This window comes from Profundibacterium mesophilum KAUST100406-0324, from assembly GCF_009835145.1.
In the GTDB taxonomy this organism is placed as follows: Bacteria; Pseudomonadota; Alphaproteobacteria; order Rhodobacterales; family Rhodobacteraceae; genus Profundibacterium; species Profundibacterium mesophilum.
Genome location: NZ_APKE01000034.1, coordinates 1 through 19,725, shown reverse-complemented (window position 1 = coordinate 19,725; position 19,725 = coordinate 1). Strand labels below are relative to the sequence as shown.

The window sequence follows — 19,725 nt, the reverse complement described above, 5'->3', positions numbered from 1 at the left end:
TCCGCCCCGCGTTCCGTGAGTTCGAGCACGGTGCAGCGAATGTCGGCTGTAGTTTCTACCGCTTCGGCCATTTGTATTCGCCGGTCAGCAGGATGTGCGCCCAACCGAGGGGCGAGGTGTGCGCCAGAAGATCGGGCGGGACCGGGAGCTTCGCACGCTGGCGCTGTGCAACGGCCTCGCCCAAGCCGGCCGTATTCCAGTAGATGACGACCGCGGCCAGCAGGTTGAGCGCGGCCATCCGAAAATGTTGGCCCTCGGCTGTGCGGTCGCGGATTTCACCCTGCCGGCCGATCCGCAGCGCGTTCTTCAGGGCGTGGTGCGCCTCGCCCTTGTTGAGGCCGATCTGGACGCGGCGCTGCATGTCGGTGTTCAGGACCCATTCCATCATGAACAACGTGCGCTCGACGCGGCCGACTTCCCGCAAAGCAACAGCCAGATCGTTCTGCCGTGGATAGGAGGCCAGCTTGCGCAGAATCTGGCTGGGCGCGACGGTCCCGGCCGTCATGGTCGCCGCGATCCGCAGGATGTCGGCCCAGTTGGACGCGATCAGGTTCTCCCGGATCGTGCCGCCCGCCAGACCGCGCAGGTTCGGCGGCACGGCCTTCGGCTCGAAAACGTAGAGACGCTTGGACGGCAGATCGCGGATGCGCGGGATGAACCGGTGGCCGAGGATCGAGGTGACGGCGAAGACGTGATCGGTGAAGCCGCCTGTATCGGCGTATTGCTCCCTGATCCGCTTGCCGACCTCGTTGTTGAGCAGGCCGTCAAGGATATACGGCGCTTCGCTGACCGTGGCCGGGATGGTCTGCGACGCGAAGGGCGCGAACTGGTCGGAGACATGAGTGTAAGCCTTCAGTCCAGGCTCGCGCCCGTATTTCGCGTTGATCAGGTTCATCGCCTCGCCCTGCCGCGTGGTCGGGAAGAACTGTCCGTCGCTGGAGGCGGTCGTTCCCATCCCCCAGAACCGGGCCATCGGCAGAGCGGCCTGCGCCTCGACGACGCTTGCGAGCGCGCGGGCGTAGGCATCACTTTCCACGTGCCAGCGCGAAATCCGCATCAGTCCCCAGAAGCCGTGGGAATTGCTGGCTTCGGCCATCTTGCTCAGACCGAGGTTGAGCCCTTCGGCCAGGAGCACGTTCATCAGGCCGATCCGGTCCTTCGGCGGAGCGCCAGTCCTGAGATGTGTGAACGCCTCGGTGAACCCGGTCGCGCGGTCCACCTCAAGCATGATGTCGGTGATCCGCGTTTCCGGGACGCGCCGGTAGAGATCGGACAGCAGATCATCGGCCCCCTGCGGCGGTGCCGTCGGCAGCCGGCTCAGATGAAGCACGCCGTTCTCGATCGAGCCGCCGGGGATCGCGCCCGCCTTCGCGGCATTGGCCAGCTTTTCGAGGCCGAGCTCCATCCGTGCGTGGCGATCGGCCAGCCAGTCCTCCGGATCAAGGGGGACGGCGAGACGAGCGTTCGCCTCTGCGGCCTGCGCGGGCACCAGCACCTGTTTCAGGTCGCCGTAGCGCCGGGACCGTTCCAACCAAATATCACCCGAGCGGAACGCGTCGCGCAGATGGAACATGACCGCGACCTCCCACAGGCGGCCGTCCCCGGCGGTCCGGGTCTTCAGATGGCGATGCCACTTCGACGTGCGCCGCAGAAAATTCGTCGGCTGACTGTGAGCCTTGTCGGACCCGATTAGCCCAGTCGCCTCCAGAAGGGGCTTCGCCACGTCCGCCCCGTCGATTTCGAGAAGCCGCAGCATCCGGGGCACGTACCGACGGAACCTCTTGTAGCCTTGCACGACATGGGAAATCGGGTCCGACGACAGCGTGTCCGTCAGTCGGGCCGCGACGGCGACGAGAGCCTGCAAATCCGTCCATCCCGGACTGGATGATATGGCGTCCTCGAGGGATGCGTCGTCGTTCTTCGCTTCGAGTAGGGCCGTTCCCATATCGCGGAACGAGCGCAAGGTCTTCTGGACCGCCGGTTGCGCTCCGTCCATGCGGTCATCGCACAGCCGGGCGGCCTCCCGCCAGGTCCTGCCGACGATCCGGTCGTGTGTCTCGACCACGGCATCCGCGATCGCGCGTCGCCATTCCGACACGCAGACGGCAAGGATGGCGTGGCGGCGGTCGTCCGGCAGATCGCGTAATCCGTCCGCGAAGTAGCGTTCGCCCTGCCGACGCAGGCGGGTGATGCGATGATCCGGAACGCCGTGGAACACATCCGGCGAAAGGTCGATTTGGCGAAGGTAATCGAGCCGATCGAGCAGCCGGCGTGCGGCGGCCGAATTGTTCCCGACCTCGAACTTGCGCAACCAGACGAACCGGGTCAGTCGATCCTCGACCATCTCAGACAGTAATTTGTCGAGGACCACGCACTCTTCATCGCGCAGGCGGTCCGCGATCCGCGTCTCGATCCGCCGCTCGGCGGCGACCAGAGCATCGGCGCAGAGCCGTTCGATCGTGGATGTGGCGGGGAGGATGGTCAGGGTTCTCCGGCATTCCTCAACGAAGCGGCGGGCGATGTCCTCGTTGGAAACGGCGTGCTCGGCCTGGCCGTCGAGCCAGAGCTTCAGGTCGCGGGCACCGCGGCCCGCGAAGGTCCTGTAGCCGTAGAGTTGACGCAAGCTGGCCATGTGCTCGTGTCGCGTTTCTTCGCGGGCGGCATAGGCGTCGAGGTCGGCGTCCTTGAGACCGAGCTGCGCGGCGAGGAAGTTGGTGATCTCGGCCGGAATGACTTCGCCCGGCAACAGGGCGCGTCCGGGGTAGCGCAGCGCACAGAGCTGCAAGGCAAAGCCGAGACGGTTTCGCGGACGCCTGCGCTGGCCGATATGATCGAGGTCTTCATCCGACAGCGTGAAGTGCTTGAGCAGCCGCGGTTCGTCCGCGGGAAGGCCGAACAGGATCTCCCGTTGCTTCGGCGTCAGGATGGTCCGGTGGGCCATGTTTCTTTTGCTTTCAACTATTCCATTGCGTATCTTTGATTTCGATATGGGTTAAGGAAAATTATCAATGGCCAGAAGCGCCGATCTTCGCCGATTATCCCAAACGATCGTTTGCGACACATGCTGATCGGATACGCGCGGGTCTCCAAGGCCGATGGAAGCCAGTCGCTCGATTTGCAGCGTGACGCCCTGATCTCCGTCGGCGTTGGCGAGGATCAGATCTACTCCGACCGGGCGTCCGGAAAGAAAGACGAACGGCCCGGACTGGAAGCGTGCCTGAAGGCACTTCGGGACGGGGACGTGTTGGTTATCTGGAAACTCGATCGCTTGGGGCGCAGCCTGCATCATCTGGTGAAGACGGTCGCCGGCCTCTCCGAGCGCGGCGTGGGCCTGAAGGTGCTGACCGGCCAGGGCGCCCAGATCGACACGACCACGGCCCACGGGCGACTGTCCTTCGGCATTTTCGCCTCCCTCGCCGAATTCGAGAGCGAGCTCATCAAGGAACGGACGATGGCCGGGCTCGCCGCCGCGCGCGCTCGGGGGCGAAAGGGAGGCCGCAAGTTCGCGCTGACCAAGGCTCAGGTGCGAATGGCACAGGCCGCGATGGCTAACCGCGATACCTCCGTCTCAGAGCTATGTAAGGAGCTGAAGATCAGGCCGGTGACGCTCTACCGATATGTCGATCCCGAGGGAAACTTGCGCGAGCACGGGAAACGATTGCTGGGTGCTTAGCGTAGGATTTCACACTCTCCCGCAAAGGACCCCAAGATCACCGGGTCGGCCCGGTCACGGCCGCAGCTCGACCAGATGATCGATCAGCTTCGCCAAGGCGATGTCGTGGTCGTGACTAAGTACGATCGGCTTGCACGATCCCTTCGTGATCTTCTCGACATCGTGGAGACGATCCGGGAGCGCGGTGCAGGCTTCCGATCCTTGGCCGAAGACATCGACACGACGACACCGGCAGGCCGTCTTGTCTTCCACGTCTTCGCCTCGATCGCGCAATTCGAAAGAGAGCGGATATCGGAGCGCACCAGGGAGGGGCTTCAAGCTGCCCGCAAGCGCGGACGTGTCGGCGGTCGTCCCCCTGCCCTATCGCCTGCACAGCGCGACGAGGTAAAGCGCATGCGGGATGAAGAGCATCGGCCCTTGGCCGAGATCGCGCGCCTGTTCAAGGTCAGTACGAAGACGGTTCGGCGGGCCTAACCGTATACTTGAATGCCCATCTCTTCACCCACCCTCAGATACTTTGAAATGATGGAGCGAAGTTCAGGGTCTAATAGACGTTCTTGCGCCGCCGCCGCAGCCAACATTGCGTCTTCGAACAACTGAGATTTCCCCGTGTACCGGTACCAATCAACACCTGTTTCTAAATATACGCGATACATATTTTTATCGTCAGGGAATCGTTCTAAGCACTTTGTGGCCATAGCAGAAGCCTCACTGACAAGTGCAGCTCGGTCTTCGTTTTGAATTCCGCCTGCGTGTTTGGCTATGCCAAGTTTAAGGCGAATCTTATACCGCAAGACCGGGCCATCCGTACTTAGTTCTCTTTCAAATATCCTAATCTCACCTTCGGCCACATCAAACTTTCCGAGAACGATCAAATTGTGGATCAGCCGATGGCGCGGCACGCGAAGATTAGGTGCATTTGAGATCATCCGCCTCAGGAGAACGTTCTGGCGATGTCTATCAGCTATTCTTGTGATCCCTGTTTCCAGATCGCACATATCATTGATTGATTGTGCCTCAAATCGGTAGGCGGGATTGATGGTCGTCACAACCTTGTCGAACAGATCGTAAAGGTCATCTTGATCCGAATATTTGTAACTTGCGAGAATGTTAGCAATTAAAGGGTGCCGCACACGCCAACCATAAATGCCATCACGGTCACTGACCGTGTACTCTTCGATTATTCCCTCAAGATCATTGAGTACACGAGATACATGCCCCGCTTCTAATCCAGTTAGCCGCCGTACCAACTCACGATGAACTCTCGCGCCGATTGCCTGCATACCAGCCACAACGCGATAGATGTCCTGCAGGTCTACATGTAGCGATGCAAACTCTTCCAAGATAATGGTGTCGATGCCTTGGAAGCCAAATATATTTTTCATGCAGACAAACATATCTGCGTCACAACGCTCCTTGAGACGTTCTAGCCGTTGAGGTCTGCTGAACCCAAGGAACGTATCCTCCACAAGATCACGGACGTCTTCGCTTGAAGCGAGAAGGTCCAGCAATCCGTTGATTTCTGTCACCGATAGCCTGGACAGCTCATATTCCTCGCGGTTCTTAAACAGCTCCGCGCTCTTGAGCCTCGGGTTCCAATGCGGACGAGATGAAACAAGAATAAGTCGTAGTGCCCAGGAATCCTTCGCGGCTAGAATCTCTATTAACCTATTCAAATCACGTAGAAACAAGTGTGCATCGTCAACGAACAAAACGCCCGTTTTCTTCCGCTTCACCAGCTCGTCGTTGACCTGCGCCCATTGTTCGGGTTCGAAGGAAAAATCTGTTTTGTGTTCCCAACATTCTAAATCACGAGCTGAAAGTCGAGACAGCGCCATTCTGACTGCAGTCGTTTTACCTACGCCTGCCACGCCCAGCACGACAGAGACCGGCGCTCTCTCGTTATCAGTGTGTTGAGCCTCAATAGAATCGGAAACTTCACGGCCAAATGACCAACCTCGAGCAATATCTGCATAACTGGCCGCACGGCCGCTAAACATCCTTTCTAATTGACCGGACTGGTTTGCGATTTCTGTTGAAACGGTAGCTGTCGCGGGCTCCAAAAGCGGAGCAGCGCCTAACACGTCAGTTGTTACCGACATCACAAGTTGCTCTGCCGGTGCAGCTTTAAGAAGAGCGCTAAAAAGCTCATCAATGCCACCGAAGCAAACCGTCAGCCCTCGCGCTTCAAATACAGTCGCCAGGTCATCATTCTTTTGAAAAACAAAAAGAAAAATCTTGCCTGGCGCGCCCGATGAGCTTTTAATTTTCTGGGCTTCATCCACGAGAGATCGAAGGTCAGGGTCAACAAGCGACTGCCCTACGATCAGAACAGACTTTGAAAAAAGCATGTCTTTCAAGCGAGCGTAAAGGGCTTCTCTATACCCTGTTACTTGGTCATAGTCAGTGCTTGTAATGATGAGGCGCGAATTATGGCCGTCGCAAACATCTTTGTCGATAGTCCCGTGGAATTTGAAAAGTTCCTGCTCGCCTGTAATTCCAGCACCATGGAAATCGTGGTTAGAAGAGTAAACTCTTAAGGATTTGCTGTGTTTCCTGAACGCTTTTTCCACTAAATCATCGTAGTTAGTGGAAAAAATACCTGCCCACTCGAAAAGTGGGAGAGACATCAGCCCGCCTGTAGGTTGCAAACCCTGAATACGTTTGCGAACTGCACGCACAAGCTGATACCGCTCGCGCTTTGCCTCGATTATTGTGGAAAGGTCGGCAAGGCCAAAGCTTTGATAGCTGTCAATGTCGAACTCTTGACCGAGCTGATCTCTCAGCTCGTTTCCCGTCGGCGCGCCAGATGGGATTGAGGCACCTGCACCTAGCACCAGTGCCGTTTTCTCTGGTTCGATTTGTCGAGCTAAAATATGGATATCAATTGGCATTTCACCTACCGTGCCGCCACGGCCGCTATGTGACCCGCAAATTCTGTGACGAAGGTCCGCAGCGATGTCAGATCGCTTATATGCCGGTACGCCCCATCGGCGGCGGCTTCTCGTGGCGAGGCCAGAAAGGTTGCGCTCGTGTAAAGCCCTTCCTGTACCAGGCGCTTGCACAGTATGTCGTACCGCTGCGCGTAGGACGCCCGACGAAACGCCGGATCGACCGAGAAATGCGGCTGCTTGTCGGAGACTGACGCGTTCGACTTCGGGCAATCCTCGAGCAACATGATCCAACCCAGGAACGGGCGCGGTGCGTCATCTCCGAAGGCTCCTTCCCTGTAGGCCGTCCAAAGGTCGTGGGCGGTGCCGATCGCCTCTTCACAGCGATTGTTGAAGTTGTTGCCGAATGAAGGGCCTACCTGAGACTTGAACTCGAGCGCGGCGACGAGCTGGCCGCGATGCATCACCAGCATGTCCCAAAGCTTTGTCGGCCGGTAGAAGCCCGGCAGGGTCAGAGCGCGTTGCTGTACGCAAATCTGCGCACCCTTGAGGCCGTTGGCCTCGATGAGGCTTTGGGCGATGACCAGGAAGCCATCCATGTTCTTGCCCGCCGTCACCGCCCCTCGGGTTCCGGCATCAACGTTCCCGGCCTCTACTTGCCGCGCTAGCGCGGCTTCGCGGTTGCCCCAGAAGAGTTTGACCGCTTCGCGGGCCTGGTCTTCGAAGTTCGCAAGATCGAGTGTCATGCCGCTGCACTCCCCTCGACAAGCCGCATATCGCCCGAAGAGAGCCCGTAAAGCTCTGCTACGGCCGCGTTGCGGGCCACCGGATCATCCGCTTCTGACAACGCCCTGAGCGTCGTCCGTAGCTTTTCGCTGACACTGTCCCAGGATGGCAGGCAGATGCGGCGCAGATATTGGGCCTGGAAGCGCAGGAAACCCCCACGCATCTTTGTCGAGTAGAGCGAGACGAAGAGCCGCGCGATCCCCGATTTCATGACCGTTTGCAGGGCGCGCACGTCCCAGGTGCTCGAGGTGATGAAGTAGAGATTGTGGTGCGGGTACAGCTTGCCAGATTCGTACACGATGGCTGCATCGCCCTTGATATCGGGGATCAATAGCTTTTCCCGGTCGGTGATCGCAGGATGAATTCGATCGATCGTTCGATACCAGTTGGCAGGTGCTTTGGTCGCGACATGCCGACCGGCGATCACGTCGCGCCGCTCTTCGAGATACCTCGCCAGGCGCGGATACTCCTCGAGGCGCACCAGCTTGCCGTCATCATCAAAGGGGTTGATGACCCCCCTGCCCTGCCACTGCACTTCGCCCGTCAGGATGTCCCGCGTCATGACCAATGGCAGCTTGCGGGACGGTTCGACATCGAGCTCTTCGAAATCTCCGATGAAGGCTTTGTCCGCGCCGGTCGCAACGCCGATCCCGACCTTGCACCCCGCCGCTTCCAGCCTTGGAAACTTCGCCTCGAGCCGCCGGACCAAGGCCAGCTCGTCAAACCCGCTCAAAACCCAAGGCTCCGTCCCTGCGGCGACATCCCGGATTTCACGGACAATGCTGTTCTTGCTTAGCTCCTGAGCCGTCAGATCACGGCTCAGCGACCGCAGCGCATCCCGGTCGATCTCCGGCCGCGCGAAGACGCGCGTGCGGTTTTCATTCGACCGTTCGATCACGGTGATCGCCGGATAGGCCGTCACCTCGCTATGAAAAGCGGGGGTGTCCACCATATCGACGTAGATGGACAGCGCGTAATCCCGGCTGACCATCTCGCGTAGTTTCCGCCCGTATCGGTTTTTCATCCAACGATCCGCGCAGATAAAGCTAAGTCGCCCGCCCTGCTCGAGCGCGCTCAGCGATTTTTCGATGAACGGTATGTAGATATCTGCGCGGTCGAAGATCGTCTCATAGCGCAGCCGATACTCCGTCATGAGGATGTCTGGGATGACCTCTTGCCGGATGTACGGCGGATTGCCGACAACATGCGTGAAGTCGTGGTCGAAATCACAGAGCAGAAAATCGCCTTGGATCAGCCAGGCCGTCACCAGCTCTTCGGCCTCAGCACCGGACAAGCCGACCCCTTGCAGCTTCTCCGCAAGGCTCGCCCGATGTTTCATGTAGGTTGCACGGTGCAGCTCAACTGCGCGCAGCGCTGGCTTGAGACGTTTAACCGTCAATCCGCCTGGTTCCCCTTGCGCGGCGGCCAGTAGCCGATCAACGATCGGATGGATAAAATCCCCGTCTCCAAAAGAGGGCTCGAGGATGCGATAGCTTGTCAGCGGCTTGTCAGCCTCGTAGCCCACCAGATCGAGGATGAAATCTACAACCTCGCGTTTGGTATAGATTGCACCACGCTCCTCTAGGCCCGAAGCACCTGCCAAGCGTTCAACCGCATTAGCTACAGGGCAGAATCCATCAAACTGTGGCTGTATCGAGAGGGGTCTATTCATATGGCCTGCTTTGACATGCAATTGGAGTTCGAACCAGTCGAACGTCTTTTTGTTAATTTGAACTGTAAGTGTCCCACATTCTTTCGATCAACTGACCTTGAGTGATGCCAAGCCTCTCGGCCTCTGCCGCGATCGCCTCCCCCACTCTCGGAAACACCTTCGGGTGCAGCTGGTAGGTCCTGGGGCTGGGCTTGCGACCGGGCTTTTTGCGTGGGGTGCGGTCCAGGAACCCCCTCGCCTCCCCTACCTCATCTACGCGCCGGACCTCTTCGGCGCTTGTCTCCTTGGGTCTAGCCGTCAGACCCGCTAGCCTATTTGAGCCGTTCATAGACAGCCTCCGTGAAGCTCTGGGCGTTCTTCAAGGCTTTTTCGACCTTGCCGCCGGTCATCATCTCCGGATCGTTCATCATTGCTGTCAGATCGCCGCCGTAAGCGAAGATCTCCGAAAAGGCAGCGCGGGCGACCAGAGAGGGCTCAATCACGTCGATCCCTGCCCCGCGCAGTTGCTCCTCGAGCTCCCTCTGAACGCGGCTCTTCACGGCCGCGCTCGTCTTTGTCAGAACCACCGCCTGTCGGATTTCGCGGCCAAGCGCATCTTCCTCTTCGCGCACCAAGGCTAGAGCCTCAGAGCCGATCTCAGCATCGAGCGCGGTTGCTTGCATCGGAACGATGACCAGATCGGCCTGAGAGATCGCGCGGCTCACAAGCTGTGATGCGATACCCTCCAGATCGACGATTACGATCTTTCCATCGCCGTCAGCGGTGCGGATCGCCGGGACGATTTCCGAGCGACCGATATCGCTCAGCAGCGATACGCCCTTGGGCATTCCGTGAGATGCCCAGCGGCTCAGGGACTTGTTGGGGTCGCAATCCAGAACCGTGACCTCGGCTCCCATGCGGGCGAACTCCGATGCAAGAAGTACGGCGCAGGTAGACTTCCCCACGCCTCCCTTCGGGCTTGCCATGACGATGACTGGCATTGCTCGTACCTGCCGTTTGTTTTCATTACCGGTTTTATATCAGTAACCGGTTTTATTTCCAATACCTAATTTATTTCTAGTACCGGTTACGTTTCTCGTACCGGTTATGCGACCCTACGGTCGCCCGCGCTTCTCGAACCATTTGCGGCAGAAGCCGACGAACGCACGGTCCGCATCGCGGGGCGGCTCGACGATCCATTCTCGCCACTCTTGCTCTAGGTGGTAAACGTCCCATCCTGGGGCGGCCTCGCGCGCCCATTCGTAGGTCTCAGCCTTCAAGGTGGACACGCGGCCTTCAATAAGTGGACCTCCATGCATCGTTCCGCGGTTGTTGAAGATGACCATATCGGCTTCTTCATCGAACGTGACGCGGTAATCGGGAAGGTGATCGTGTCGCGCTAGTTCTTTGACCATCTGACGGAACCGCTTCTCCGGGCTCTGGGAGCCGGACTTCAACAACAGCTTGGCGAGCGTGATCCGCCAAGTCTTCTGCTGACCGCAATGCTTGCGGGCCAACTCATAGACGCGCCTTTCGATCGGTTTCCGCAGGCGGAAGTAGTCCCGATGTAAGGTCAAGACCTCCTCGTTCCGGATCGCGTTGAACACCCAGCCGGAAAGCTGAACCTCGCACCAGAGGAGGCGGCCGTCCATGCCATGTTTCCGGCGGATGGAGGAGGCGTCTATCAAACCAAAGCCGTCGATCTGCTCCTCGTCACCGGTCACGATGTTAGTCCTGATCCTGGTTCCTTCGAGACGATCAAGTGCATCGAGGAGGGACTGATACTCCCGGCCGCTCGTACCACGGTTGGCGAAGATCAACAGCTCTCGTGAGTTGATCCGGACGCGTGGCGAGACCTGTTCGCCTTTCTTCAGCTTCGCCATGATCTGGCTGATGCAATATATTAGGATGTCCTTGTCGTAGATCGTGGCGAGCCCTTTGACACTCGGCGTGATTTCCAGCCAGTTCTCGCCGTTCCTGTACCGCTTTACCGTCGTCTCAGGCTTCTTCGAGAGCGAGTAGAACGGATGCTCCATGTGCTGCATCACATCCTTGAGCACCGCATCTGCAACGTCGCAAATGAACAGGTCGTGCTGCGGATGGCGATCCGGTAGGAGAGGGGCAAGATTCGTGTTTTCAGTTACCATGAGGTGACATTCGTGTTTTTAGTTACCGCTGTCAAGATTCGTGTTTTCAGTTACCAAAAGCAGGATATCAGTTACCAAGATTCGTGTTTTTAGTTACCGAAGATGCATCTAAACTTCTGAAAGTATGGGGGTAAATTCCCTTTTTCGTATCCGTAACACAGAATCTAACACATATCTAACACCCTAAGCCTGTGGATAACCGCCACCCAAAGTTCTCACCGGCCAATGTCGAACCCGTTGCAACCCTCGCACCATGCTTGGGAAAACCAAGAGCGGCATCCGGCATCACTTCATAGGAACGGTCTGGACAGGCTCAGAACAAAAAAGGGAAGGGCACGACCGGATGCAACAGGACCGCCTGTGAAACGCCCTGCGCCTCAACCATGTCCAACCATCATCGGCGAGGTCGACGCGGTCTGCTTCGATGTCTTCGGCACCTTGGTTGAGATCGGAGATCGACGCGGAGCCTACCTCCCGTTCTTGCGTGCTTTGCCAGCTAACGCGCGGTCGGATTTCAGGCACCGTCTGATGCGCGAAGATCGAGTGACGGCCGACTGGCCGGCCTCCCTCGGGCTCGCGATTGCTCCGGAGATCATGGCTCGCGTCGAGGCAGGAATTACCGCCGAGCTGGCCTCTCTCCAGCTGAGACACGGCATGGCCGACATCCTGACCGGCGTCGGTGCGGCTGGATTGCGGACGGCCCTCTGCTCGAACCTGGCCAGCCCCTATGGTCCGGCAGTCCGGAGCGTCCTTCCAGGGCAGGTGGACATCGAGGCGTTCTCCTACCTTGTGGGTGCCCTGAAGCCAGAGCCCGCGATCTACACCCATGTGGCGGAGGGGCTGAGACTGTCCCCAGACCGCATACTGTTTGTCGGCGACAGCCAGCGTGCTGACATCGACGGTCCGCGATCCTTCGGTTTCCGGGCGATGCACGTGTTGGAGTTGGAAGCTGCGATGTGCCCGATGTGAGGGGGCAGGGGCCGGACCGCAGACGCATTTGACAGAGCATCCTCTTCGGCAGCCTCCGACTGACCTGCATCTCCGCTCTTTTCCAACTCCCCATCGCCATAGCAAAGCTTCGGATTGTCAGAGTGGGGTTTTGATCTGTAGAGTATGGCAGGAAATAGGGTGTCTTTGTTCGCATCCGCTCGCAAAGGAAGCCGATGACCGCCCGACGCCGCCTCACCCCGGAGCAACGCCGCGAGATCGTCGCGGAGGCGCGTCGTGGCGTGGCGGTTTCGACATTGGCCAAGCGGTTCGGGTTCACGTCGCGCGCCATTCAATACACGCTCAAGAAAGCCGAGCAGGGACGGCGCGACAGCGGCATCCGGACCGAGACGATGAGCGTGACGCTGACGCCCGAGGAGATGTCAGCCTTCGATGCGGTGCTGGCGAAGAACGGGATCGAGACGCGCTCGGACGGGATGCGGCGGCTGGTGCAGGGCGCGGCCGGGTTGTTTCAGCCGGACGCGCATCTGGCCGACGAGCTGGCGGGGTTCCGGGCGGCACTGAACCGGGTCGGCAACAACGTGACGCAGATCGCCAAGCGGATGAACGAGGCGAACATCAAGGGTCAGCGCCCGCCGTTTTCCGGGAACGATCTGGCACAGATGCGGCAGCTCGCGGGGTTCGTTCTGGACTTCGCGGACCAGGTCGATCTGCTGGCGCGGCGGCGAGTCGAGGGAATTTCCATGACGGCGGGCGATGCGCTGAAAGAGCTGGCCGATGCCAAAGGTTGACGCGGTCAGCGCCGTCACGGGCGATCTTTTCGACGAGGGCTGGAGCCGTGTCCGGGGCTCGATGCAGGGCCTCACGGGAGAGCCGAAACGGTTGCAGATGGCGCGCGCGGCGCGGGGTCATCGGGCGGCGGTGTTCAAGGCGATCCGGTCGGGCGGATGCCACACGCGGGCGGAGCTGGTGCGCCAGCTCGACTACCTGACAACGAAATCCTCGCATATCGTGGACAGCCGGGGCGTTCTGGACGGCAAGGAGACGCTGACGGGCAAGGAGATCGAGGCGGTTGCGGACCGGTTCGCGCGGCGCTGGAGCGACGGGTTCCACCCGAAGCTCGGGCAAACGACGCATATGCTGATGTCCTTTCCAATCGGCACGAAGGGCGAGGACGTGCGCGATATCGCATCCGAGGTCTGCGAGCGGTTTTTCAGCAACGATGAGCGGCATTTCGACTACCTGATCGCGGTGCACGAGGACCGCGATCACCCGCACGCCCATGTGGTGCTGAATCGCAAGTCGCAGGAGGGCGAGTTCTTCTATCTGGGGCGGGATCATCACTTCAACTACGACGATTTCCGGATCGCGATGGTCGAGGCGGCCGAGACCGTCGGTGTGCGGCTGGAGGCCACGCGGCGGGTGCATCGCGGGGTGATCGACTATCCGCCGCGCACGCGGGAGGTCTATGCGGCGCGCGAGGAGGGCAGGGCGGCCCTGGGCCGGGAGCGGTTCGGGGGCGATCTGACGGCCGCGCAGGCAGCGGTGAAGTCGGCGGCCAAGGAATACGCCCGGCTGGGTGCGTCCGTGACGGATGACTGGCTCAAGGAGCCACTGGTGCGGGCCGGGGAGCTGTTGGCACAGGGTGAGCGGCTGGAGCCGACAGGGGGTGTCTATGAGCCAACGGTCGAGGACAGGCGCGCAGACGAGCTGAAGCCCGTGCTCGACCGCTTCGGTGCCGCGACCGTTGCGGAGCGCCCGGCACTTCAGAAAGAACTGGCGTCCCTGCTGCTGGCACAGGCGGACAGGGACCCGCACGCCCCGCCGCCTGCTATTCCGGGAGATTCCCTGCCCGAGCAGAAGGTCGAAGAGCCGCAGGATGTGCCTGCCGCCGGATTGGGCCAGCGGATGCGGTCCTGGATCGACCGCGTCAGGGGGGTCGATAGGTCGGCGCCCAAAAACAAGGTTTTCGAACCTGCGCCGCAGGCAGCTCCCGCCGCCGAGCGACTGCGATTGTTGCGGGAGGAGCCGAGCGAGGACGGAGTGTATTCCGTATCCAACATCATCGAAGAGCGCACAGATCGCCTGTACGACCTGGCCACGCGCGCGCGGATCGAGACGGCGCTTCGCGGCACGGGGGTGCCCCCGGAAACCGTCATCGCCCGCATCGAGGCCGGGGCGGACAACGCGGCGCTGGAAATCCTGTGGCGGAATGAGGACCGGGAGGCCATCGCGGCGCATAACGGGTTCGATTTCGCGCGTCCGGATCATGCGGAACACATAGCGGCGAGTCTCGACCGGATGCGTGTCGAACTTGGCGAGGCCCTGGCCGAGGCCGGTATCCTGCGGACGGACGGCGTCGTCCGCCGGGATTACGAGATGCATTTCGACGCGGACTCGCTTGAGGACAGGTGCGTGGAGATCCGGGAGGGTCTGCGCAAGCAGGGGCTCGACGACAGCCGCATTGCCGAGCGGACAGACGAGATCGAGGCGAAAGCCTATCTGCAAATCGAGGCCGAGCAGAAGGCATGGTTCGGGACACGCACCGATTTTCCGCACACGTCGGATGCAGTCTACCGGGAGAACGCCGAGGGCGAGCTTGTCATCGTCGATCCCGAGTTGGCCGACGAGCTGATGGAGACGGCTGACCGTATGCTGCGATTGCCCGGAGCGCCCGGTGACATTCCGGGCGCTGTCTCGACAGCACTTCGGTCGATGTACCAGGGACGCAAGGGAGAGACCGACATGCCCGAGCATCTGGTCCGGGGCCTGGCCAACACGTTCGAGACGGTTTGCGTGCTCAGGGTAGGGGAACAGGCGCACGAAGCGGAGGTTCAGGCCCGGCTTCAGGCCGAAACTGCGCGTGAGGCACAGCGCCGCGAGGCCGAACGTCTTGCAGCGGAGCGATCCGCCATTGCCGCCAGGGCGCGCGCCGAGGGCTACCCGGAGATTTGTCGCATGGTGATCTATGAGAAGGTGGATGCCGACGAGCGGATGGAGATCAAGCGACCGGGCGTGGAGCCGTTCCGCCGCGAAGTCGAGGCCGTCCTGGGCGAGGACGGGATCGCGGCTCTCAAGGCAGGTGATGTCGATACCCTTGACGGGATTCTTCCGGACCGGCTGGACCGGCTCAACGCCACGAAGGTTTACCTGAAATCCGATCCCGAGCACGCGGTCGCAAACGGCGAGGCGCTGGACAGGGTGGTTTCCGAGATCCTCGATATCGAGTCCGAAAACAGGAAGCTCGCGACCGGCGAGGTCGAACGGCGCGGTCTGACGCACTGATACCTGGGAAATGTGCTATCCCGATTGCCAAGCCATGGAGGGCGACATGCGCGCGATCATGAAAAAGTCCGGCAACGGCGCTTCGGTGCGGATACCGAGGGCCGTGCTTAGGGCGACGGGATTTTCGTCCGGTCAGTCGGTCGAAGTTCGCGCGGAGCGCGGACGGATCGTCATCGCGCACGTGGGGGCGCATGGTTACGCGCTGGACGATCTTCTGGCCCGGATCACGCCGGAAAACCGTCATGCCGACGTGACGTTCGGCCATCCTGTCGGTCGGGAGAGGCTGTAGCCTTCGCCCGAAAGCCAATGTTTTCCGTCGATTTTTGCCAGCGCGTATTTTCGTGCCGGCCCGATCAGAGGGCTTTGCCCAGAAGCGTCAGGCCGATAGCCAGACTGATACCGAGACAAATGCATCCAAGGGCGAAACCGATCGCGGGCCGGATCACGTGCGAGAGCGGCCTGGCCTGAAGCTCGGCGGTTTCGCGCGCGAGGCGCAGGGTGGTCTGTTGCAACAGGCGGTTCAGTTCTCGGTCCTCGTCTCTCATGTCGGGCTCCTTCTCCAACGGCCGCGGCCGCCCTGGCTCCATGATCGGCCGATGCGCCCGCGGCCTTGCTCTTTCACTTTCATCTTCCCCCATACATCCTCGGGGGAATGCCCGCAGGGCAGGGGGCAGACAGCCCCCAAAACGCCTCAATAACGAGGCGCGCCCCGTCAAGTCGAAGAGCTGCCTTGTTCATAACGTTCGTCGGTGATGAGAACAAAATCGCCGTGCTCTACGTCTCTGACGAAGACAGGTCCGGCCTCGGCCAAGCTCAAAAGATCCTCGGGACGGTTTCGGAGCAGAACGCTCGAAAACGGATCGTCTTTCGAAGAGGTGTTTACCCCAACCCCGACGGCGATGATCTGACGAACGAAGTGTTCAGGTTCAATTCCGCCAGAGGCGGCGACGGCAACAAGGCGTTCGTAAACATCGTCCGATAATTCTATCGTGAGGTCGACCATACCTACCCTTTTGCCTCTGTGCGTGTGCCTTCAAAGGTGCCCCGTTGTTCTGAAGATGCCCATCCGCGATCCCCGTTTTGCCCGGGGCCAGCGGGCATCAGCCTCCCCCTCTCAGAGATCGAGCGCCTCAATCGCCTCAAGGGTCGTCAGGGGACAGTCCGTGGCCATGTAGTGGCCCAGTGCCAGATCGCCCGTCACCACCTGTGCGGCGATCTGACCGCAATAGTGCTGCGCGGCAGCGCGTCTTTCCTGCATCGGCGGTCCGACGATGGCGGCGACGGCGATGGTGCTGCCGACGATGATGCAGAACGTGCCGAAGAGGTAGCCATACCCTCTCCAGCGTTCCAGTTGCCGCTCGCGCGCGAAATCTCTGGCTATCGGGGTATGGCTCATCGGTTGGTCCTCCTGTGCTACGCGCGCTGCCGGCGGCGCGGTTTCAGCTGCACTCGCACGGGCGGTTGGGCGATCCGCCTCTGCTCGGGCGCTTCATCGCCAGTATACCAGTTTTTCGCGCAGGTGATGCTGGAGGCGTAAACACCCAGAAAAGCCTGCTCTTCGATATAGTATTCCGTCACGACCCGTTCCCACTCGGGGATGGTGCCCGCGTCTAGCGGCATGGTGTTTTCCAGCCCTTCCACCATCCTGACTGTGGCCTCACCGGCTTTCGTCAGGGCTATGCCGTTCATTCTGTGCCAGTAGTCGCCATCTGGCAGGACATGCAGCGTAACCGGCCTGGCATAACCTGCCTCGATCAGCTCCGGCGCATGCCGCGCGGAGACGAAGCCATGATACGACAGACACAGCAGCCCGGATTTCACGGCATCGAGGGTGACGGGGGCGTCAGGCTCGGCCGCGAGGGTTTTCCCGCCGGTAGCAACGGGTGGCTCGCCAAGACGGTGCGAGGCCGCGCCGCCTTCCTCCATCGGAATGCAGATCTCGCGGAAGCCCAGCTCGTGCATCAGGGAGACGAGCCCGTTCACCGTCTTGCAGATCCGCATCTTCGGTGCCGTGCCGCGCCCCGTCGCCACAAGGAAGCGCTCCGTCTCGCCGCGCTGCTCGGGCACCTGGATCACCCATTCGCCATACCAGACGGCTGAGGTTTTTTCGGCGTTCGCCAGCGAGACCACGTCGATCGCGTAGCCGTCCCCGATCAGGGCGAGGAGCTGGCGTTTCAAGATGTAAGGAACTGTTTGCACGATCTTCTCCGAAGACGATTACACCGAATGTATCTTAAAACAGGTAGAGTTAAAACCGACAAACGGCACCCTGCCGTTTGTGAAGCGAACGCCAAAAAGTGAATTGCGAGACGTACTTGCGCGGAACCTTCGGATGTTCCGCGCCGAACGCGGCTGGTCGCAGGAACGGCTTGCCTTGGAGAGCGGGTTGAACCGAACCTATCTCAGTGCCGTTGAGCGATCGGAGCAGAACATTTCTATAGATAACATCGCCCGGCTTGCGGCGGCTCTGGGCATCGAGGCATGGACGCTGTTGAAGGCGGCGGCCTGAGGTCCTCACGTTTTTCTAGACTGTCGAACGCGTTCTGTCCGCTTTTCTTATTGCAAAGTGATCTTTTGGGAACCGCTATCACTTCCTCCGATTTTATCAGGAGTAAATACGTTTCCAGAGATTTGGGAAAAAATCGAGAAAGCGTCTAGGAACCCGGTTTCGCTGCTTGACGTAAGCTAGCGCGGTCGCCACCTCCATTTTTCCATGAGAACGGCTCCCGCCAAGTCCGTGTAGAATGAGATGAACACGAATTTTGAACCTCTTATCTGGCCCCTCGCACCAGACGCATTCCGGTTCAGGTCCGAAATCTCGCTCGAACGGAAGGTATTGTGTTTGCAGTGTCTCGTAAGCGTTTCTCGCGGCACCTGACACTTTCAAATGAATAACCTTGTGAACCCACTGCGCTGTTATATTCTCCTCATGAGCTCGAAATTTTGCGACGACACTTCGATGATTACCGACTGTCACATACAGCTTTCCGTCGATCTCGAAGAGAATCCATCTTTCCAAGTCGGTCGCATGTAACTCGGGATCGTCATAGTATTCTGGTTTGGACTCCAGAACGTCGAGCTTGGTCTTGATCCGTTTGCCGCCACCGAGAAATTGAAGCCATGTCATGCCTTGGTTGTACCTGGCATGATCGGTGCCAACGATATTTCTTGGGTCAATTATTGCGCCTTCTTCTTCGCTCCACTCCACTACAAAAGGTAAAACTTCATTGAGGTTAAAGGCTTCAATCTTCTCGTTGGCCCAGTCGCCAGCGTTTTCCACCCATTTCCTACCTGTCGGTGTATTGACTTCCTCTTTCAAGGCATGGTCCCAATTCATTGCTGCTCGCCTTTACCCGCTTTTATTGCATTCAGCTTAAACATGGTTGTTTCGTACGAAAAGACACGGAACGGTTCTCGGATGGCACAAATATCAGCGCTCCGCGTGTGCGAGCGATACCTGAACCACGACGGATGATAGCTCTGGCGGCAGTAACGGTCGTTTCCGCCGGTGACAAAAACGCCTGAGTTTTGGCACTTCCTGCTGTGCAGAGAAGGGCTCGAACGAGCCCACGCCGACCGTGAAGCGATGTGCTAGAGTGTAAAAATGATAGCCGCCAGAAAATACGATTTCCGCAAAGTGACGGTGGGCGATCTGCCCATGCTGTTAGAGTGGCAGGCCCAGTCACATGTCCGCGAATGGTGGGATTCAGACGAACCGTATGATGAGGAAGAAATAAGCGATCCTCGCGTGTCGCGTTGGATCGTCTTGGTTGATGGGCGTCCATTTGCCTTCATGCAGGATTACTCCGTCCACGGGTGGGAAGAGCATCACTTTGCACATCTTCCAAAGGGTGCGCGAGGGATCGATCAATACATCGGCGATCCCAAGATGATCGGAGTTGGGCATGGGACGGCGTTCATCAGCGCGAGAATGAACATTCTCTTTGACGGCGGTGCGCCGGTGATCGCGACCGACCCTCACCCGGACAATGAACGAGCGATTGCAGTTTACAGGAAGCTAGGATTTGAACCGTCGGGGCAGCCAAAAGAAACGCAATGGGGTCGCATACTGCCGATGCTGGCAACGCGCTAAACTAGAAGCCGCGAACAACAGTTTCGTCCCGCACTGCGGCCACAAACCCCATGCCAAAACTGTTGCGTCAAAAACGGTCGATTCCGCCTGTGACACAAACGGTTGAGTTCTGACCGCCGAGCGCCCGACAGCGGACCCTCAGACACGGGCTGGGCACCGTCCGCCCTGCGGGACGAAGTGTGCATTCGCTGCGGCTGCACCAATGGCATCTTTTGGTAACGGTTTCGATTGGTAGGTCGGCGGCACTAGTG

Annotated in this window: 19 protein-coding genes; 8 read left to right on the top strand and 11 right to left on the bottom strand. The window is 59.6% G+C overall.

Going from position 1 to position 19,725, the window contains the following annotated elements; all coding sequences use genetic code 11:
* Positions 1 to 55: 55 nt before the first annotated feature.
* A complete protein-coding gene (locus PMES_RS13735) occupies positions 56 to 2,941 on the bottom strand; it encodes a Tn3 family transposase (RefSeq protein ID WP_159966303.1) in 2,886 nt (961 codons plus the stop codon).
* 120 nt (positions 2,942 to 3,061) lie between these two features.
* Here PMES_RS13735 and PMES_RS13730 point away from each other — a divergent pair, with 120 nt between their 5' ends.
* Complete coding sequence (locus tag PMES_RS13730; protein WP_159966302.1) at positions 3,062 to 3,673, top strand: recombinase family protein; 612 nt, start codon at positions 3,062 to 3,064, stop codon at positions 3,671 to 3,673.
* A 6-nt stretch (positions 3,674 to 3,679) separates the two neighbouring features.
* Positions 3,680 to 4,147 (top strand): recombinase family protein, encoded by a 468-nt coding sequence (locus tag PMES_RS13725; protein WP_328809166.1) that lies wholly within the window; start codon positions 3,680 to 3,682, stop codon positions 4,145 to 4,147.
* Here the strand turns inward: PMES_RS13725 and PMES_RS13720 are convergent.
* The 5 genes from PMES_RS13720 to PMES_RS13700 form a co-directional block, all read right to left on the bottom strand.
* Entirely contained in the window at positions 4,144 to 6,567 is a 2,424-nt protein-coding gene (locus PMES_RS13720) for an SIR2 family protein (RefSeq protein ID WP_159966301.1), read from the bottom strand. The two genes, PMES_RS13725 and PMES_RS13720, sit on opposite strands and share 4 nt — an antisense overlap.
* A 5-nt stretch (positions 6,568 to 6,572) precedes the next feature.
* A complete protein-coding gene (locus PMES_RS13715) occupies positions 6,573 to 7,310 on the bottom strand; it encodes a PaeR7I family type II restriction endonuclease (protein ID WP_159966300.1) in 738 nt (245 codons plus the stop codon).
* On the bottom strand, positions 7,307 to 9,022 hold the full coding sequence (locus PMES_RS13710; RefSeq protein ID WP_159966299.1) for an Eco57I restriction-modification methylase domain-containing protein: 1,716 nt from the start codon (positions 9,020 to 9,022) through the stop codon (positions 7,307 to 7,309). Before PMES_RS13710 ends, PMES_RS13715 begins: the two co-directional genes overlap by 4 nt.
* 311 nt (positions 9,023 to 9,333) lie before the next feature.
* Positions 9,334 to 10,002: a ParA family protein gene (locus PMES_RS13705; protein ID WP_159966298.1), complete on the bottom strand. Its 669-nt coding sequence runs from the start codon at positions 10,000 to 10,002 to the stop codon at positions 9,334 to 9,336.
* A 114-nt stretch (positions 10,003 to 10,116) separates the two neighbouring features.
* A complete protein-coding gene (locus PMES_RS13700) occupies positions 10,117 to 11,148 on the bottom strand; it encodes a replication initiator protein A (protein WP_159966297.1) in 1,032 nt (343 codons plus the stop codon).
* A 360-nt stretch (positions 11,149 to 11,508) separates the two neighbouring features.
* Here PMES_RS13700 and PMES_RS13695 point away from each other — a divergent pair, with 360 nt between their 5' ends.
* The 4 genes from PMES_RS13695 to PMES_RS13680 all read left to right on the top strand — a co-directional run bounded on the left by PMES_RS13695 (position 11,509) and on the right by PMES_RS13680 (position 15,670).
* On the top strand, positions 11,509 to 12,117 hold the full coding sequence (locus PMES_RS13695; RefSeq protein WP_159966296.1) for an HAD family hydrolase: 609 nt from the start codon (positions 11,509 to 11,511) through the stop codon (positions 12,115 to 12,117).
* Between the two features lie 194 nt (positions 12,118 to 12,311).
* Positions 12,312 to 12,887, top strand: a complete 576-nt coding sequence (locus tag PMES_RS13690; protein WP_159966295.1) for a transposase — start codon at positions 12,312 to 12,314, stop codon at positions 12,885 to 12,887.
* On the top strand, positions 12,874 to 15,381 hold the full coding sequence (locus PMES_RS13685; RefSeq protein ID WP_159966294.1) for a relaxase/mobilization nuclease domain-containing protein: 2,508 nt from the start codon (positions 12,874 to 12,876) through the stop codon (positions 15,379 to 15,381). The genes PMES_RS13690 and PMES_RS13685 overlap by 14 nt, the downstream gene beginning before the upstream one ends.
* 46 nt (positions 15,382 to 15,427) lie before the next feature.
* Complete coding sequence (locus tag PMES_RS13680) at positions 15,428 to 15,670, top strand: AbrB/MazE/SpoVT family DNA-binding domain-containing protein (RefSeq protein WP_201289009.1); 243 nt, start codon at positions 15,428 to 15,430, stop codon at positions 15,668 to 15,670.
* Between the two features lie 64 nt (positions 15,671 to 15,734).
* Here the strand turns inward: PMES_RS13680 and PMES_RS13675 are convergent, their stop codons facing one another.
* The 4 genes from PMES_RS13675 to PMES_RS13660 all read right to left on the bottom strand — a co-directional run bounded on the left by PMES_RS13675 (position 15,735) and on the right by PMES_RS13660 (position 17,580).
* Positions 15,735 to 15,926, bottom strand: coding sequence for a hypothetical protein (locus PMES_RS13675; RefSeq protein ID WP_159966292.1), 192 nt, complete (start codon positions 15,924 to 15,926; stop codon positions 15,735 to 15,737).
* A 167-nt stretch (positions 15,927 to 16,093) separates the two neighbouring features.
* Positions 16,094 to 16,384 carry a hypothetical protein gene (locus PMES_RS13670; RefSeq protein WP_159966291.1) on the bottom strand — a complete coding sequence of 97 codons (291 nt, stop codon included), beginning with the start codon at positions 16,382 to 16,384 and terminating at the stop codon, positions 16,094 to 16,096.
* A gap of 111 nt (positions 16,385 to 16,495) precedes the next feature.
* A complete protein-coding gene (locus tag PMES_RS13665) occupies positions 16,496 to 16,777 on the bottom strand; it encodes a hypothetical protein (protein ID WP_159966290.1) in 282 nt (93 codons plus the stop codon).
* A gap of 17 nt (positions 16,778 to 16,794) precedes the next feature.
* Entirely contained in the window at positions 16,795 to 17,580 is a 786-nt protein-coding gene (locus tag PMES_RS13660) for a hypothetical protein (protein WP_159966289.1), read from the bottom strand.
* A gap of 79 nt (positions 17,581 to 17,659) precedes the next feature.
* Between PMES_RS13660 and PMES_RS13655 the strand changes: the two genes are divergently transcribed.
* Complete coding sequence (locus PMES_RS13655; protein WP_159966288.1) at positions 17,660 to 17,890, top strand: helix-turn-helix domain-containing protein; 231 nt, start codon at positions 17,660 to 17,662, stop codon at positions 17,888 to 17,890.
* A gap of 96 nt (positions 17,891 to 17,986) precedes the next feature.
* On the opposite strand, the gene PMES_RS13650 is transcribed toward PMES_RS13655, so the two are convergent.
* The gene (locus PMES_RS13650) at positions 17,987 to 18,718 is read right to left on the bottom strand and encodes a hypothetical protein (RefSeq protein ID WP_159966287.1); all 732 of its coding nucleotides are present in this window, start codon (positions 18,716 to 18,718) and stop codon (positions 17,987 to 17,989) included.
* A gap of 267 nt (positions 18,719 to 18,985) precedes the next feature.
* Between PMES_RS13650 and PMES_RS13645 the strand changes: the two genes are divergently transcribed.
* Positions 18,986 to 19,474 (top strand): GNAT family N-acetyltransferase, encoded by a 489-nt coding sequence (locus tag PMES_RS13645; protein ID WP_076625740.1) that lies wholly within the window; start codon positions 18,986 to 18,988, stop codon positions 19,472 to 19,474.
* Positions 19,475 to 19,725: the final 251 nt, after the last annotated feature.